This is a genomic window from Streptomyces nanshensis, from assembly GCF_001751255.1.
In the GTDB taxonomy this organism is placed as follows: Bacteria; Actinomycetota; Actinomycetes; order Streptomycetales; family Streptomycetaceae; genus Streptomyces; species Streptomyces nanshensis_A.
Genome location: NZ_LJGW01000257.1, coordinates 20514 through 35212 on the forward strand (window position 1 = coordinate 20514; position 14699 = coordinate 35212).

20 protein-coding genes are annotated in these 14699 nt (G+C 67.8%); 19 read left to right on the plus strand and 1 reads right to left on the minus strand.

The window, feature by feature from the left end:
* Positions 1-85: 85 nt before the first annotated feature.
* The 7 genes from AN218_RS15080 to panD all read left to right on the plus strand — a co-directional run bounded on the left by AN218_RS15080 (position 86) and on the right by panD (position 6796).
* Complete coding sequence (locus AN218_RS15080; protein WP_070017442.1) at positions 86-613, plus strand: DUF1707 and DUF4190 domain-containing protein; 528 nt, start codon at positions 86-88, stop codon at positions 611-613.
* Between the two features lie 316 nt (positions 614-929).
* Positions 930-1301, plus strand: coding sequence for a 30S ribosomal protein S12 (rpsL, locus tag AN218_RS15085; protein WP_003948652.1), 372 nt, complete (start codon positions 930-932; stop codon positions 1299-1301).
* Positions 1302-1303: 2 nt separating this feature from the next.
* Positions 1304-1774 (plus strand): 30S ribosomal protein S7, encoded by a 471-nt coding sequence (rpsG, locus tag AN218_RS15090; RefSeq protein ID WP_028433241.1) that lies wholly within the window; start codon positions 1304-1306, stop codon positions 1772-1774.
* Between the two features lie 39 nt (positions 1775-1813).
* A complete protein-coding gene (gene fusA, locus AN218_RS15095) occupies positions 1814-3937 on the plus strand; it encodes an elongation factor G (protein WP_070017407.1) in 2124 nt (707 codons plus the stop codon).
* 222 nt (positions 3938-4159) lie between these two features.
* A complete protein-coding gene (gene tuf / locus AN218_RS15100) occupies positions 4160-5353 on the plus strand; it encodes an elongation factor Tu (RefSeq protein WP_070017408.1) in 1194 nt (397 codons plus the stop codon).
* A 200-nt stretch (positions 5354-5553) separates the two neighbouring features.
* Positions 5554-6111, plus strand: a complete 558-nt coding sequence (locus tag AN218_RS15105) for a YceI family protein (RefSeq protein WP_070017409.1) — start codon at positions 5554-5556, stop codon at positions 6109-6111.
* A 220-nt stretch (positions 6112-6331) separates the two neighbouring features.
* Positions 6332-6796 carry an aspartate 1-decarboxylase gene (gene panD, locus AN218_RS15110; RefSeq protein WP_070017410.1) on the plus strand — a complete coding sequence of 155 codons (465 nt, stop codon included), beginning with the start codon at positions 6332-6334 and terminating at the stop codon, positions 6794-6796.
* Between the two features lie 44 nt (positions 6797-6840).
* Here the strand turns inward: panD and AN218_RS15115 are convergent, their stop codons facing one another.
* Positions 6841-7812: an NADP-dependent oxidoreductase gene (locus tag AN218_RS15115; RefSeq protein WP_070017411.1), complete on the minus strand. Its 972-nt coding sequence runs from the start codon at positions 7810-7812 to the stop codon at positions 6841-6843.
* 69 nt (positions 7813-7881) lie between these two features.
* Between AN218_RS15115 and AN218_RS15120 the strand changes: the two genes are divergently transcribed.
* The 12 genes from AN218_RS15120 (at position 7882) to rpsQ (ending at position 14691) form a co-directional block, all read left to right on the plus strand.
* Complete coding sequence (locus AN218_RS15120; RefSeq protein WP_070017412.1) at positions 7882-8832, plus strand: GlxA family transcriptional regulator; 951 nt, start codon at positions 7882-7884, stop codon at positions 8830-8832.
* 556 nt (positions 8833-9388) lie between these two features.
* Complete coding sequence (gene rpsJ / locus AN218_RS15125) at positions 9389-9697, plus strand: 30S ribosomal protein S10 (RefSeq protein WP_016909683.1); 309 nt, start codon at positions 9389-9391, stop codon at positions 9695-9697.
* Positions 9698-9713: 16 nt separating this feature from the next.
* The gene (rplC, locus tag AN218_RS15130) at positions 9714-10358 is read left to right on the plus strand and encodes a 50S ribosomal protein L3 (RefSeq protein ID WP_070017413.1); all 645 of its coding nucleotides are present in this window, start codon (positions 9714-9716) and stop codon (positions 10356-10358) included.
* A gap of 9 nt (positions 10359-10367) precedes the next feature.
* Entirely contained in the window at positions 10368-11027 is a 660-nt protein-coding gene (gene rplD / locus AN218_RS15135) for a 50S ribosomal protein L4 (protein WP_070017414.1), read from the plus strand.
* Positions 11027-11359 (plus strand): 50S ribosomal protein L23, encoded by a 333-nt coding sequence (gene rplW / locus AN218_RS15140; RefSeq protein WP_070017415.1) that lies wholly within the window; start codon positions 11027-11029, stop codon positions 11357-11359. The genes rplD and rplW overlap by 1 nt, the downstream gene beginning before the upstream one ends.
* A gap of 39 nt (positions 11360-11398) precedes the next feature.
* The gene (gene rplB / locus AN218_RS15145; protein ID WP_070017416.1) at positions 11399-12235 is read left to right on the plus strand and encodes a 50S ribosomal protein L2; all 837 of its coding nucleotides are present in this window, start codon (positions 11399-11401) and stop codon (positions 12233-12235) included.
* 14 nt (positions 12236-12249) lie between these two features.
* Positions 12250-12531, plus strand: a complete 282-nt coding sequence (rpsS, locus tag AN218_RS15150; RefSeq protein ID WP_028433250.1) for a 30S ribosomal protein S19 — start codon at positions 12250-12252, stop codon at positions 12529-12531.
* A 43-nt stretch (positions 12532-12574) separates the two neighbouring features.
* Positions 12575-12922: a 50S ribosomal protein L22 gene (rplV, locus tag AN218_RS15155; protein ID WP_028433865.1), complete on the plus strand. Its 348-nt coding sequence runs from the start codon at positions 12575-12577 to the stop codon at positions 12920-12922.
* Entirely contained in the window at positions 12922-13758 is an 837-nt protein-coding gene (gene rpsC, locus AN218_RS15160) for a 30S ribosomal protein S3 (protein ID WP_070017417.1), read from the plus strand. The genes rplV and rpsC overlap by 1 nt, the downstream gene beginning before the upstream one ends.
* A 5-nt stretch (positions 13759-13763) precedes the next feature.
* Entirely contained in the window at positions 13764-14183 is a 420-nt protein-coding gene (rplP, locus tag AN218_RS15165; RefSeq protein ID WP_070008921.1) for a 50S ribosomal protein L16, read from the plus strand.
* Positions 14183-14407 carry a 50S ribosomal protein L29 gene (gene rpmC, locus AN218_RS15170; RefSeq protein ID WP_070008922.1) on the plus strand — a complete coding sequence of 75 codons (225 nt, stop codon included), beginning with the start codon at positions 14183-14185 and terminating at the stop codon, positions 14405-14407. The genes rplP and rpmC overlap by 1 nt, the downstream gene beginning before the upstream one ends.
* Complete coding sequence (gene rpsQ / locus AN218_RS15175) at positions 14407-14691, plus strand: 30S ribosomal protein S17 (RefSeq protein WP_070017418.1); 285 nt, start codon at positions 14407-14409, stop codon at positions 14689-14691. Before rpmC ends, rpsQ begins: the two co-directional genes overlap by 1 nt.
* Positions 14692-14699 lie beyond the last annotated feature (8 nt).

Sequence of the window (14699 nt, forward strand, 5' to 3'; positions counted from 1 at the left end):
GAGGTCATAGCTCTGCTACAGAGGGCGGCCGTCCCTACCGGGGCGGTCGCCCTCTGGGCATGATGAGGCGGAGGGGGTGGTGCGGATGCTCGCAGGAAATGCAGACCGGGACCGGGCGGGAGACGTACTCAAGGCTGCCTATGCGGAGGGCCGGCTGACCAAGGACGAGTACGACTACCGCTCCGGACGTGCTCTCGGAGCGCGTACGGTCGAGGAGTTGCAGCAGTTGACGAGCGATGTGCCCAACGGGCCCAGCGCCGTGCCGCCGACCTTCCAACGCCCCGCCGCGCAGGGCCAGTTGGTGCCCTTCCAGCCGCAGCCGCTCGCTCCGTACGCACTGCCGAGGCAGCGCAACAGCAACGCGATGGCCGCGCTCGTCTGCGGCATCGCGGCTCCGATCGTCTCCTCGGTCGCCGTGCCGCTCGTCATCGAACTCCATGCCCCGTATCTCTTCTGGCTCGGGTCGGCGCCCGCGGTCGTCCTCGGGCACAAGGCCCGCCAGGAGATGCGGCGTACGGGAGAGCGGGGAGAGGGAACGGCACTCGCCGGTCTGCTCCTGGGATGGGTCTGTCTGATGCTCACCGGGCTGGCCGCCCTGGTCGTCTCGGTCTAACGCGGTCGGAAGGGCGTATCGAGAGGCCGCTGACCTGGGGCTGCTGTGGCCCGTGGGCAGCGTGGAGGCTTGTTTTGACCGGGGACGACGCGATAGGTACGCTCTGACCTTGTGCCTGGGGTGCCCCCTGCGCTCTCGTAAGCGGATCAGACGCTCGGGAAGTGCGGACGGAGGCCCCGGATCTGCATGCTTCTCACCTCGAGGGGCCTTTCGCCTTCGCGCGGATCTCTGCAGCTTTCGACACACCCGACCTCGTGGGTCGGGAGCGTGGCCCAGGTTAGCTTTACCGAGACGGCACACAGAAACCGGAGAAACGGTGCCTACGATCCAGCAGCTGGTCCGGAAGGGCCGGCAGGACAAGGTCGAGAAGAACAAGACGCCGGCACTCGAGGGTTCCCCTCAGCGTCGCGGCGTCTGCACGCGTGTTTTCACCACCACCCCGAAGAAGCCGAACTCGGCCCTGCGTAAGGTCGCGCGTGTGCGTCTGACCAGCGGGATCGAGGTCACCGCCTACATTCCGGGTGAGGGCCACAACCTCCAGGAGCACTCCATCGTGCTCGTGCGCGGCGGCCGTGTGAAGGACCTGCCGGGTGTTCGCTACAAGATCATCCGCGGCTCCCTCGACACGCAGGGCGTCAAGAACCGCAAGCAGGCTCGCAGCCGCTACGGCGCCAAGAAGGAGAAGTAAGCATGCCTCGTAAGGGCCCCGCCCCGAAGCGCCCGGTCATCATCGACCCGGTCTACGGTTCTCCTCTGGTGACCTCCCTCATCAACAAGGTGCTGCTGAACGGCAAGCGCTCCACCGCGGAGCGCATCGTCTACGGCGCCATGGAGGGTCTGCGGGAGAAGACCGGCAACGACCCGGTCATCACCCTCAAGCGCGCGCTGGAGAACGTCAAGCCGACCCTCGAGGTCCGCTCGCGGCGCGTCGGTGGCGCCACCTACCAGGTTCCGGTCGAGGTCCGCCCCGGCCGTTCCTCCACGCTCGCGCTGCGCTGGATCGTGGGGTACTCCCGCGCCCGCCGCGAGAAGACCATGACCGAGCGTCTGCTGAACGAGCTGCTCGACGCCTCCAACGGGCTCGGCGCCGCCGTGAAGAAGCGCGAGGACACCCACAAGATGGCCGAGTCCAACAAGGCCTTCGCGCACTACCGCTGGTAGTCGCAGACCCCATCGAGACCGAGAGAAGACTGAAGCCTTATGGCTACCACTTCACTTGACCTGGCCAAGGTCCGGAACATCGGGATCATGGCCCACATCGACGCGGGCAAGACGACGACCACCGAGCGGATCCTGTTCTACACCGGTCGCAGCTACAAGATCGGTGAGGTCCACGACGGCGCTGCCACGATGGACTGGATGGCCCAGGAGCAGGAGCGCGGCATCACCATCACGTCTGCCGCGACGACCACTCACTGGCCGCTCAACGACGTCGACTACACCATCAACATCATCGACACTCCCGGCCACGTCGACTTCACCGTCGAGGTGGAGCGTGCGCTGCGTGTGCTCGACGGTGCAGTGACGGTGTTCGACGGCGTGGCCGGCGTCGAGCCGCAGTCCGAGACCGTCTGGCGTCAGGCGGACCGCTACGGCGTGCCGCGCATCTGTTTCGTCAACAAACTGGACCGCACCGGCGCGGAGTTCCACCGCTGCGTCGACATGATCGTGGACCGCCTCGGCGCGGTGCCGCTCGTCATGCAGATCCCGATCGGGACCGAGGCGGACTTCAAGGGCGTCGTCGACCTCGTCAGCATGAAGGCGATGGTCTGGTCGCCCGAGGCGAAGATGGGCGAGATGTACGAGACCGTCGACATCCCGGCCACGCACGCCGAGGCTGCCGACGAGTGGCGCGGCAATCTGCTCGAGGCCGTCGCGGAGAACGACGAGGAGATGATGGAGCTGTACCTCGAGGGCCAGGAGCCCACCGAGGACCAGCTCTACGCGGCGATCCGCCGCATCACCCTCGCTTCCACCGGCGCCGAGGGCACCACCACCGTGACCCCCGTCTTCTGCGGAACGGCGTTCAAGAACAAGGGTGTTCAGCCCCTGCTCGACGCCATCGCCCGCTACCTCCCGTCCCCGCTGGACGTCGAGGCGATCGAGGGGCACTCCACGAAGGACCCGGAAGAGGTCCTGACGCGGAAGCCGTCCGAGCAGGAGCCCATGTCGGCCCTCGCGTTCAAGATCGCGAGCGACCCGCACCTGGGCAAGCTCACCTTCATCCGGGTCTACTCCGGCAGGCTGGAGACCGGCTCGCAGGTGATGAACTCGGTGAAGGGCAAGAAGGAGCGCATCGGCAAGATCTACCGGATGCACGCGAACAAGCGTGAGGAGATCGAGTCGGTGGGTGCCGGCGACATCGTCGCCGTCATGGGTCTGAAGCAGACCACCACCGGCGAGACCCTCTGCGACGCGAGCAACCCGGTGATCCTGGAGTCGATGGAGTTCCCGGCTCCCGTGATCGAGGTCGCGATCGAGCCCAAGTCCAAGGGCGACCAGGAGAAGTTGGGCGTCGCGATCCAGCGGCTGGCCGAGGAGGACCCGTCCTTCCAGGTCAAGACCGACGAGGAGACCGGCCAGACGATCATCGCGGGCATGGGCGAGCTGCACTTGGACGTGCTGGTCGACCGCATGAAGCGCGAGTTCAAGGTCGAGGCCAACGTCGGCAAGCCGCAGGTGGCGTACCGAGAGTCGCTCCGCAAGACGGTCGACAAGGTCGACTACACCCACAAGAAGCAGACCGGTGGTTCCGGTCAGTTCGCGAAGGTGCAGATCTCTGTCGAGCCGCTCGAAGGTGACGGCTACGAGTTCGTCAACCAGGTCACCGGTGGCCGCATCCCGCGGGAGTACATCCCGTCCGTGGACGCCGGCTGCCAGGAGGCCATGGAGTTCGGTGTGCTGGCGGGTTACCCGCTGACCGGCGTCCGCGTGACGCTGCTCGACGGTGCCTTCCACGACGTCGACTCCTCGGAGATGGCGTTCAAGATCGCCGGTTCCATGGCGTTCAAGGACGCCGCGCGGAAGGCGAGCCCGGCCCTGCTGGAGCCGATGATGAAGGTCGAAGTCACCACGCCCGAGGAGTACATGGGCGATGTGATCGGCGACATCAACTCCCGTCGTGGCCAGGTTCAGTCCATGGACGACAGGAGTGGCGCCAAGCTCGTCACCGGCCTGGTCCCGCTGTCGGAGATGTTCGGTTACGTCGGAGACCTGCGCAGCAAGACCTCCGGCCGCGCCAACTACTCCATGCAGTTCGACTCCTACGCCGAGGTTCCGCGGAGCGTCGCCGAGGAGATCATTGCGAAGGCCAAGGGCGAGTAACACCGCGTTGCTCACCCATTAGGCTGGAGCAAAGGCATTCGGGGCACTTCGGTGCAGACCGTACGGATCTGATCCGGCGTTCTGTGCCGAAGTCCCCGCCGCCAGCCCCCAAGCGAACTGGTCAAGGGCATCCCCCTCGGGGTCCTGACCGGTTCTATCGACCATCTGAACCCCTCCGCAGAATGTGGAGGGTGTACAGCACCAGTCCACAGGAGGACCCCAGTGGCGAAGGCGAAGTTCGAGCGGACTAAGCCGCACGTCAACATCGGCACCATCGGTCACATCGACCACGGTAAGACGACTCTTACCGCGGCGATCACCAAGGTGCTGCACGACAAGTACCCGGAGCTGAACGAGGCTTCCGCGTTCGAGAACATCGACAAGGCGCCGGAAGAGCGCCAGCGCGGAATCACGATCTCGATCGCGCACGTCGAGTACCAGACGGAGAACCGTCACTACGCGCACGTGGACTGCCCGGGTCACGCGGACTACATCAAGAACATGATCACCGGTGCCGCGCAGATGGACGGCGCGATCCTCGTGGTCGCCGCCACCGACGGCCCGATGCCGCAGACCAAGGAGCACGTCCTCCTGGCCCGCCAGGTCGGCGTTCCGTACATCGTGGTCGCCCTCAACAAGGCGGACATGGTGGACGACGAGGAGATCATGGAGCTCGTCGAGCTCGAGGTCCGTGAGCTGCTCTCGGAGTACGAGTTCCCGGGCGACGAGGTTCCGGTCGTCAAGGTCTCGGCGCTCAAGGCCCTTGAGGGCGACGCGGAGTGGGCCGACTCGGTCGCCAAGCTGATGGACGCCGTCGACGACGCGATTCCGAACCCGGAGCGCGACGTCGAGAAGCCGTTCCTGATGCCGATCGAGGACGTCTTCACCATCACCGGTCGCGGTACGGTCGTCACCGGCCGTATCGAGCGCGGTGTGCTGAAGGTCAACGAGAACGTCGACATCATCGGCATCAAGGACACCAAGACCTCGACGACCGTCACCGGCATCGAGATGTTCCGCAAGCTCCTCGACGAGGGCCAGGCCGGTGAGAACGTCGGTCTGCTGCTTCGCGGTATCAAGCGCGAGGACGTCGAGCGCGGCCAGGTCATCATCAAGCCGGGTTCGGTCACTCCGCACACGGAGTTCGAGGGTCAGGCGTACATCCTGTCGAAGGACGAGGGCGGCCGGCACACCCCGTTCTTCAACAACTACCGCCCGCAGTTCTACTTCCGTACCACCGACGTGACCGGCGTCGTGACCCTCCCCGAGGGCACCGAGATGGTCATGCCGGGCGACAACACCGAGATGAGCGTCCAGCTCATCCAGCCCGTCGCGATGGAAGAGGGCCTCAAGTTCGCCATCCGTGAGGGTGGCCGTACCGTGGGCGCCGGCCAGGTCACCAAGATCGTCAAGTGACCTTGACGCGTTGAGCGTTGCTCCGGCTTCGGCCGGGGGAGAGGGCCCGTACGACTCCGGTCGTGCGGGCCCTCTGCGCTGTGCGGACGGGCCGGGATCCCGTGCGGAAGACGTCGGAAAGTACGGGTCGCGCGCGGAATAGTTCAGCGTTCAACGAGGTTGGCAGGGGTGCAAGCACCGTCAACCCCGGAGGGAACGCCATGACCACCGCGACCGACTACGCCAAGCTGACCGGTGACTACGAGCTCGACCCGACCCACACGCGCATCGGCTTCGTCGCCCGCCACGCGATGGTGACCAAAGTCCGCGGCGCCTTCAACGAGTTCACCGGCACCGCCCACATCGACGGTGAGAAGCCCGAGCAGTCCTCGGTGGAACTGGTCATCAAGGCCGAGAGCATCGACACCCGTAATGCCGACCGCGACGGGCATCTGCGGAGCAACGACTTCCTGAAGATGGACGAATACCCGGAGATCACCTTCCGGTCCACCGGCGTCCGGCAGGACGGGGACGACGCGTTCGAGGTCACCGGCGACCTCACGATCAAGGGCGTGACCCGGTCGGTCACCATTCCGCTCTCCTTCGAGGGCCAGGCGACCGACCCCTTCGGCAACAGCCGGATCGGGCTCGAGGGCAGCACCACGATCAACCGCCAGGATTTCGGCGTGAGTTGGAACGCCCCGCTGGAGACCGGCGGTCTGCTGGTGAGCGACAAGGTGACGCTCGAATTCGAGATCTCCGCCGTCAAGAAGAGCTGACCGCGGGCGAACGGCCCGGCCCATGCCGTGAGTTCACGACCACGGCATGGGCCGGTGTGTGTCCGCGGGCGGCTGCGGCCGTCGTACGGGCGCGGGGGAGGCGGAGACCCGACCGTGGCGGACGTACGGATCTTCGGTCGTTTCGCCGTGGCCCTACGATGGACGGGCCGGCGCGCACCCCGACCTGGGGGCGCGACCCTCTTCGCCCAGGAGCGACGCCATGCAGCGCACCATGTTCAAGTCCAAGATCCACCGGGCCACCGTGACCGAGGCCGATCTGCACTACGTGGGGTCGGTCACCGTCGACGCCGAACTCATGGACGCCGCCGACCTGTTGCCCGGCGAACTCGTCCACATCGTCGACATCACCAACGGCTCGCGCCTGGAGACGTACGTCATCGAGGGCGAGCGCGGCTCGGGCGTCATCGGCGTCAACGGAGCGGCGGCCCATCTCGTACACCCCGGAGACCTGGTGATCCTGATCAGCTACGCCCAGGTCGACGACGCGGAGGCGCGGGCGCTGCGCCCCGCGGTGGTCCACGTCGACGCGGACAACCGGATCGTGGGGCGCGGCTCTGACGCGTCGGAGCCGGTGCCCGGCGGCGGCACGGTGCGTGGGCCGCGCGCCGCCGTGGCCCCTACGTTCTCGGAGTCACCGGCGTCCCCCGCGTCCGTGGCGGGCTGACTCCGCCGCCGGGCGACGGGTCCGACCGGGCCGGTTCAGCCGGTTCAGCCGAGATCGAGCACCAGCTTCCCGGCCGTACGCCCGGTCTCCCCGGCCTCATGCGCCTTCGCCGCGTCGGCCAGCGCGAACGTGCCGGCGACGACCGGGCGGAGCCTGCCCGTCTCGGCCAGCGCGGCGACGGCGCTCATGCCCGCCTGGTCGGCCTCGACGAGCATCACCTCGCCGCGTACGCCGAGCCGCGCCGCCTCGTCCGCCAGCGCCGCGGGCTCCTCCAGGAGGATCGAGACGAGCGTGCCGCCCGAGCGGAGCGTACGCAGCGAGCGAGTGCGGTGGTCGGCGCCGCCGACGGTGTCGAACACGACGTCCATGTCGCGGGCCGCGTCGGCGAAGTCGGTCTCGCGGTAGTCGATCAGCTCGTCGGTCCCCAGCTCGCGCAGCATCGCGTGCTTGCCGGAACTGGCCGTTCCCGTCACATGTGCGCCCCGGGCCTTGGCGATCTGCACGGCCAGATGTCCGACGCCGCCGGCCGCCGCGTGGATCAGCACCCGCTGTCCGGCACGCAGGCCCGCGGTGTCGACGAGCGCCTGCCAGGCGGTCAGTCCCGCGAGCGGCAGCGCTCCCGCCTGTACATGGCTGAGCTGCTCCGGCTTACGTACCAGCGCACGCGCCGGGGCGCGGACGTACTCGGCGTGCGATCCCACGCCGTACGGATAGGGCAGCATCCCGAACACCTCGTCGCCCGGCTTGTGCACGGTGACGCCGAGCCCCGTCGCCTCGACCACCCCGGAGACGTCCCAGCCGAGGACGAACGGCGGGTTGCCCAGGAAGGCGCCGTACCGCCGGTGCTTCCAGTCCGTCGGGTTGAGGCCGGCGGCGCGCACCTGGACCAAGACCTCGCTGGGGCCCGGCTGCGGCCGCTCCAGTTCCACTTCCTTCAGTACGGCGGGGTCGCCCAGCTCGTCTTGGCTGATGGCGCGCATGACGCTCGCGGCGCCCGATGTGTCGGTTTGTCTCATACGTCAAGGCTGACCTGACCCGTCGCACTCGGCAATGGCAGGATTGCCAGCATTCGCTAGGATCGTGCCATGCATCGCGTGGTGGTCCTGGCCCTCGACGGCGTCTATCCCTTCGAACTCGGCATCCCCCACCGGGTGTTCGGGTCCGCCGACGGACGCTACGAGGTGGTCACGTGCAGCGTGGACGGACGTCCCGTACCGAGCGACTCCGACTTCGCGGTGGACGTCGGGCACGGCCCGGACGCGCTCACCACGGCCGACACGGTGGTGATCCCGCCCTTCGACCTGCGGCAGGCCACGGCCGAGCTTCCCGCACGGGTCCTCCGCGCCTTCGAGCTGATACCGCCCGGCGCCCGCACGGTGTCCATCTGCACGGGCGCCTTCGCGCTCGCCGCGACCGGCCGCCTCGACGGCCGCAGGGCCACCACGCACTGGGCGCTGGCCGCGGAATTCCGCCGCCTCTTCCCGGCCGTCGACCTGGACGCGGACGTGCTGTTCATCGACGACGGGGACGTGCTGACCTCGGCAGGGGCCGCCTCCGGCATGGACGTCTGTCTGCACGTCGTACGCAACGACCACGGCGCGGAGCTGGCGAACCGGGTGGCACGCCTGTGTGTCGTACCGCCGTGGCGGGACGGCGGTCAGGCGCAGTACATCGAGCATCCCGTGCCCGCGGCTGCGGCGGCCGGCACGTCCGCGACCCGGCAGTGGGCGCTGGAGCGGCTCCATCTGCCGCTGACGATGGCCGACTTGGCGGCGCACGCGCAGATGAGCCTGCGGACGTTCGCCCGGAGGTTCCGCGACGAGGTGGGGATGAGCCCGGGCCGGTGGGTGATCCAGCAGCGGGTCGTCAGGGCCCGGCAGTTGCTGGAGAGCAGCGATCTCTCCGTGGACCAGGTCGCGGTACGGGCGGGGTTCGCGACGGCAGCGTCGCTGCGCCAGCACCTCCAGGCGGCGATCGGCGTCGCACCGCTCGCGTACCGGCGTACGTTCCGGACCGCGGAGCGGGTGGAGTCGTGACGGCAGCGGCGGCGAACGGGCGCGGGTGCGCCGGTGCCAGGGGACCCGCGCGCTCACACCATCGGGCATCGAGATGTGCACGTCGTTGACGCACGGGGACGTCCGCGAATGCGGCTCGCGCGCGGAGTGCTCAACGCCACGTGTGATTGAGGCCGTTGCGGGCCGGGCAGCCTGACCGGCAGGTGAGCGCTCCGGCAGGCCCCGCAAGGCGGCCGCCCCGATTGGCGTGCGCCAAACGCCTTATGGCACACTGTCCAGGTTGCTCGGTTGAGTGCCGATGCTGTGCGCCTCCCGCCGGGAGGACCGGAAGCGAGTCCCAGCGTATTCGTCGCTCCTTATCAGGAGCGGAAGTACGGGAATCTTCCGGGAAGTGCAGGAGGGGCTTCCAGCCAGGCACCCGGTGGGTCCGTACCCCCGAATCCTTTCTCTCGAGAGAAACCTCCGCGGTTCGTTGCGGGAAGGGTTACGACACGCCCGACCGCGTGGGTCGGAAGGTCGAGGAGGACGGCACCCATGGGTTCCAGAGCGTTACGAGAGACAGGACTACGAAGTAGCCATGGCGGGACAGAAGATCCGCATCCGGCTCAAGGCCTACGACCACGAGGTCATCGACAACTCCGCGAAGAAGATCGTCGAGACGGTGACGCGCACGGGCGCGTCGGTCGCAGGCCCGGTGCCGCTGCCCACTGAGAAGAACGTGTACTGCGTCATCAAGTCGCCGCACAAGTACAAGGACGCGCGCGAGCACTTCGAGATGCGCACCCACAAGCGTCTGATCGACATCCTCGACCCGACGCCCAAGACCGTTGACTCGCTGATGCGCCTGGACCTTCCGGCCGGCGTCGACATCGAGATCAAGCTCTGAGGGGTGCGGGAAGAAGATGGCTAAGCAGATCAAGGGCGTCCTGGGCGAGAAGCTCGGCATGACCCAGGTCTGGGACGACAAGAACCGCGTCGTTCCCGTGACCGTCGTCAAGGCCGGGCCCAATGTCGTGACCCAGGTCCGCACCGCAGACAAGGACGGCTACGAGGCCGTCCAGATCGCCTTCGGCGAGATCGACCCGCGCAAGGTGAACAAGCCCCTCAAGGGCCACTTCGCCAAGGCCGACGTCACTCCCCGCCGTCACCTCGTCGAGCTGCGTACCTCCGACGCCGGTGAGTACAGCCCCGGCCAGGAGATCAACGCCGACGCCTTCGAGGCGGGCGGCAAGGTGGACGTGACGGGCAAGTCCAAGGGCAAGGGCTTCGCCGGCGGCATGAAGCGCCACGGCTTCCGCGGCGGCAAGGCCTCCCACGGTGCGCACCGCATCCACCGCAAGCCCGGTGCCATCGGCGGCTGTGCCACGCCCGGCCGTGTCTTCAAGGGCACGCGGATGCCCGGCCGCATGGGCAACGAGCGGGTCACCACCCAGAACCTGACCGTCCATGCCGTTGACGCGGAGAAGGGCCTGCTGCTCATCAAGGGCGCTGTCCCGGGTCCGAACGGCGGCCTCGTCCTGGTCCGCACCGCGGCCAAGGGGGCCTGAGGTTAAACCATGACTACCGTTGACATCCTTTCGCCTGCCGGCAAGAAGGACGGCTCCGTCGAGCTCCCCTCGGAGATCTTCGACGCGCAGGTCAGCGTTCCGCTGATCCACCAGGTCGTCGTCGCACAGCTGGCCGCTGCCCGTCAGGGCACGCACAAGACCAAGACGCGCGGCGAGGTCCGCGGCGGCGGCAAGAAGCCGTACCGCCAGAAGGGCACCGGCCGCGCCCGTCAGGGCTCGACCCGCGCACCGCAGTTCGCCGGCGGTGGCGTCGTCCACGGCCCCGTTCCGCGTGACTACTCGCAGCGGACGCCGAAGAAGATGAAGGCCGCCGCGCTGCGCGGTGCCCTCTCGGACCGCGCCCGCCACGGCCGCGTCCACGTCGTCTCCGGCGTCGTGGAGAGCGAGGTCTCCACCAAGGCCGCGAAGACGCTGCTGAACAAGATCAGCGAGCGCAAGCACGTGCTCCTGGTCGCCGAGCGCGCCGACGAGACCGCCTGGCTCTCCGCACGGAACCTGCCCCAGGTGCACATCCTGGAGCCGGGCCAGCTCAACACGTACGACGTGCTCGTCTCGGACGACGTGGTCTTCACCAAGGCCGCCTTCGAGTCCTTCGTGACCGGCCCGCAGAAGGCCGACACCACTGAGCTCGAAGGGAGCGAAGCCTGATGAGCGAGACGTCCGCCGCCCAGCCCGTCAGCAAGACGTTCACGGACCCCCGGGACATCTTGATCAAGCCCGTGGTCTCGGAGAAGAGCTACGCGCTGCTGGACGAGAACAAGTACACCTTCGTCGTCGACCCCCGTGCCAACAAGACCCAGATCAAGCAGGCCGTCGAAGCGGTCTTCTCGGTCAAGGTCAGCGGGGTCAACACGCTCAACCGGCAGGGCAAGCGCAAGCGCACCCGCACCGGTTACGGCAAGCGCGCCGACACCAAGCGCGCCATCGTGACCCTGGTCGAGGGCGACCGAATCGACATCTTCGGCGGTCCGGTCTCCTGACGGAGACAGGACCGTCCGATATCGGACGAGGACTGAGAAATGGGTATCCGCAAGTACAAGCCGACGACTCCGGGCCGTCGTGGCGCCAGTGTCGCCGACTTCGTCGAGATCACGCGGTCCACGCCGGAGAAGTCGCTGGTGCGCCCGCTGCACAGCAAGGGCGGCCGTAACAACGCCGGTCGTGTGACCGCTCGCCACCAGGGCGGCGGCCACAAGCGCGCCTACCGCGTGATCGACTTCCGTCGTCACGACAAGGACGGCGTGCCTGCCAAGGTCGCGCACATCGAGTACGACCCCAACCGCACCGCGCGCATCGCGCTGCTGCACTACGCCGACGGCGAGAAGCGCTATATCCTCGCGCCCGCCGGCCTGACGCAGGGCAGCCGCGTGGAGAACGGTCCCGGGGCCGACATCAAGCCGGGCAACAACCTGGCGCTGCGCAACATCCCCGTCGGTACGACGATCCACGCGATCGAGCTGCGGCCCGGCGGCGGCGCCAAGTTCGCCCGCTCCGCGGGTGCTTCGGTGCAGCTTCTGGCAAAGGAGGGCCGCATGGCCCACCTGCGCATGCCGTCCGGTGAGATCCGCCTGGTCGACGTCCGCTGCCGCGCCACCGTCGGCGAGGTCGGCAACGCCGAGCAGTCGAACATCAACTGGGGCAAGGCCGGCCGCATGCGCTGGAAGGGCGTCCGCCCGACCGTCCGCGGCGTGGTCATGAACCCGATCGACCACCCGCACGGTGGTGGTGAGGGTCGCACCTCCGGTGGCCGCCACCCGGTTTCGCCGTGGGGTCAGAAGGAGGGGCGTACGCGCTCGCCGAAGAAGGCCAGCAACAAGTACATCGTCCGCCGCCGCAAGACGAACAAGAAGCGCTAGGAGGCGGGTTTTAGATGCCGCGCAGTCTCAAGAAGGGGCCCTTCGTCGACGACCACCTGATCAAGAAGGTGGACGTGCAGAACGACGCGGGCTCCAAGAACGTCATCAAGACCTGGTCCCGCCGCTCGATGATCGTCCCGGCCATGCTCGGCCACACGATCGCGGTACACGACGGCCGCAAGCACGTCCCGGTGTTCGTCACCGAGTCGATGGTCGGCCACAAGCTCGGCGAATTCGCGCCGACCCGCACCTTCCGCGGCCACGTCAAGGACGACCGCAAGTCGCGTCGTCGCTGATGGCGGGGTGTGAAGACCTATGACTGACACCGAAGGGACAACCATGGAAGCCAGGGCCTCCGCGCGCTATGTGCGCGTCACGCCCATGAAGGCCCGCCGGGTGGTGGACCTCGTCCGTGGCTTGCCTGCCACGGAGGCTCAGGCGGTCCTGCGCTTCGCCCCGCAGGCCGCGAGCGTGCCGGTGGGCAAGGTGCTGGACAGCGCCATCGCCAATGCCGCACACAACTACGACCACACGGACGCCGACAGCCTCGTCATCTCCGAGGCGTACGTCGACGAGGGCCCGACCCTGAAGCGTTTCCGTCCGCGCGCCCAGGGCCGCGCCTACCGGATCCGCAAGCGGACGAGCCACATCACGGTGGTCGTGAGCAGCAAGGAAGGAACCCGGTAATGGGCCAGAAGGTAAACCCGCACGGGTTCCGCCTCGGCATCACCACCGACTTCAAGTCGCGTTGGTACGCCGACAAGCTCTACAAGGACTACATCAAGGAAGACGTCGCGATCCGCAAGATGCTCACGCAGGGCATGGAGCGGGCCGGCATCTCCAAGGTGGAGATCGAGCGCACCCGTGACCGCGTACGTGTCGACGTGCACACCGCACGTCCCGGCATCGTCATCGGCCGCCGCGGCGCCGAGGCAGACAGGCTCCGGGGCAACCTGGAGAAGCTGACCGGCAAGCAGATCCAGTTCAACATCCTCGAGGTCAAGAACCCCGAGACGGATGCGCAGTTGGTGGCCCAGGCCGTCGCCGAGCAGCTCTCCTCCCGCGTCTCCTTCCGCCGTGCCATGCGCAAGAGCATGCAGACGACGATGAAGGCGGGCGCGAAGGGCATCAAGATCCAGTGCGGTGGCCGCCTCGGCGGCGCCGAGATGTCCCGCTCGGAGTTCTACCGCGAGGGCCGCGTGCCCCTGCACACGCTCCGCGCGAACGTCGACTACGGCTTCTTCGAGGCCAGGACCACCTTCGGCCGTATCGGCGTGAAGGTCTGGATCTACAAGGGTGACGTCAAGAACATCGCTGAGGTCCGCGCCGAGAACGCCGCCGCACGTGCGGGCAACCGCCCGTCCCGCGGTGGCGGCAGCGACCGCCCCCGTCGTGGTGGCGAGCGCGGCGGCCGCGGCCGCAAGCCGCAGCAGCAGAACGCACCCGCCGAGGCCCCCAAGGCCGAGGCGGCGGCGCCCGCCGCTGCGGCCGCAGAGCCCGGCGCTGCCGGGAAGGAGGGCTGACCGCCATGCTTATCCCGCGCAGGGTCAAGCACCGTAAGCAGCACCACCCGAAGCGCACGGGCATGGCCAAGGGTGGCACCGAAGTCTCGTTCGGCGAGTACGGCATCCAGGCCGTCACCGCGGCGTACGTGACGAACCGGCAGATCGAGGCAGCTCGTATCTCCATGACCCGTCACATCAAGCGTGGCGGCAAGGTGTGGATCAACATCTACCCGGACCGCCCGCTGACGAAGAAGCCCGCCGAGACCCGCATGGGTTCCGGCAAGGGCTCTCCGGAGTGGTGGATCGCGAACGTCAAGCCGGGACGGGTGATGTTCGAGCTGTCCTACCCGAACGAGAAGATTGCCAAGGAGGCGCTCACCCGCGCCGCCCACAAGCTTCCGATGAAGTGCCGGATCGTTCGGCGCGAGGCAGGTGAGTCGTGATGGCGGCCGGCACGAAGGCCACCGAGCTGCGTGAGCTGGGCGACGAGGAGCTTCTCGGCAAGCTTCGCGAGTCCAAGGAAGAGCTGTTCAACCTCCGCTTCCAGGCGGCGACCGGGCAGTTGGAGAATCACGGCCGGCTGAAGGCCGTCCGTAAGGACATCGCCCGGATCTACACCCTGATGCGTGAGCGTGAGCTGGGCATCGAGACGGTGGAGAGCGCCTGATGAGCGAGACGAATGTGACAGAGACGAAGCAGGAGCGCGGCTTCCGCAAGACCCGCGAGGGTCTGGTCGTCAGCGACAAGATGGACAAGACCGTCGTCGTCGCCGTCGAGGACCGCGTCAAGCACGCGCTGTACGGCAAGGTCATCCGCCGTACCAACAAGCTCAAGGCTCACGACGAGCAGAACGCCGCCGGGGTCGGCGACCGCGTACTCCTCATGGAGACCCGGCCGCTGTCCGCGACCAAGCGCTGGCGCATCGTCGAGATCCTCGAGAAGGCGAAGTAAGCAGTTCC

What these genes read in the sequence shown, in the direction of transcription:
- rpsG (WP_028433241.1), top strand. Translation starts at nt 1,304, where the DNA reads ATGCCTCGTAAGGGCCCCGCCCCGAAGCGCCCGGTCATCATCGACCCG.
- rplB (WP_070017416.1), top strand. Translation starts at nt 11,399, where the DNA reads ATGGGTATCCGCAAGTACAAGCCGACGACTCCGGGCCGTCGTGGCGCC.
- rpsS (WP_028433250.1), top strand. Translation starts at nt 12,250, where the DNA reads ATGCCGCGCAGTCTCAAGAAGGGGCCCTTCGTCGACGACCACCTGATC.
- rplC (WP_070017413.1), top strand. Translation starts at nt 9,714, where the DNA reads ATGGCTAAGCAGATCAAGGGCGTCCTGGGCGAGAAGCTCGGCATGACC.
- rpsQ (WP_070017418.1), top strand. Translation starts at nt 14,407, where the DNA reads ATGAGCGAGACGAATGTGACAGAGACGAAGCAGGAGCGCGGCTTCCGC.
- fusA (WP_070017407.1), top strand. Translation starts at nt 1,814, where the DNA reads ATGGCTACCACTTCACTTGACCTGGCCAAGGTCCGGAACATCGGGATC.
- rplW (WP_070017415.1), top strand. Translation starts at nt 11,027, where the DNA reads ATGAGCGAGACGTCCGCCGCCCAGCCCGTCAGCAAGACGTTCACGGAC.
- rplP (WP_070008921.1), top strand. Translation starts at nt 13,764, where the DNA reads ATGCTTATCCCGCGCAGGGTCAAGCACCGTAAGCAGCACCACCCGAAG.
- rpmC (WP_070008922.1), top strand. Translation starts at nt 14,183, where the DNA reads ATGGCGGCCGGCACGAAGGCCACCGAGCTGCGTGAGCTGGGCGACGAG.
- rpsJ (WP_016909683.1), top strand. Translation starts at nt 9,389, where the DNA reads ATGGCGGGACAGAAGATCCGCATCCGGCTCAAGGCCTACGACCACGAG.
- AN218_RS15120 (WP_070017412.1), top strand. Translation starts at nt 7,882, where the DNA reads ATGCATCGCGTGGTGGTCCTGGCCCTCGACGGCGTCTATCCCTTCGAA.
- rpsC (WP_070017417.1), top strand. Translation starts at nt 12,922, where the DNA reads ATGGGCCAGAAGGTAAACCCGCACGGGTTCCGCCTCGGCATCACCACC.
- rplV (WP_028433865.1), top strand. Translation starts at nt 12,575, where the DNA reads ATGGAAGCCAGGGCCTCCGCGCGCTATGTGCGCGTCACGCCCATGAAG.
- AN218_RS15080 (WP_070017442.1), top strand. Translation starts at nt 86, where the DNA reads ATGCTCGCAGGAAATGCAGACCGGGACCGGGCGGGAGACGTACTCAAG.
- panD (WP_070017410.1), top strand. Translation starts at nt 6,332, where the DNA reads ATGCAGCGCACCATGTTCAAGTCCAAGATCCACCGGGCCACCGTGACC.
- AN218_RS15105 (WP_070017409.1), top strand. Translation starts at nt 5,554, where the DNA reads ATGACCACCGCGACCGACTACGCCAAGCTGACCGGTGACTACGAGCTC.
- AN218_RS15115 (WP_070017411.1), bottom strand. Translation starts at nt 7,812, where the DNA reads ATGAGACAAACCGACACATCGGGCGCCGCGAGCGTCATGCGCGCCATC.
- rplD (WP_070017414.1), top strand. Translation starts at nt 10,368, where the DNA reads ATGACTACCGTTGACATCCTTTCGCCTGCCGGCAAGAAGGACGGCTCC.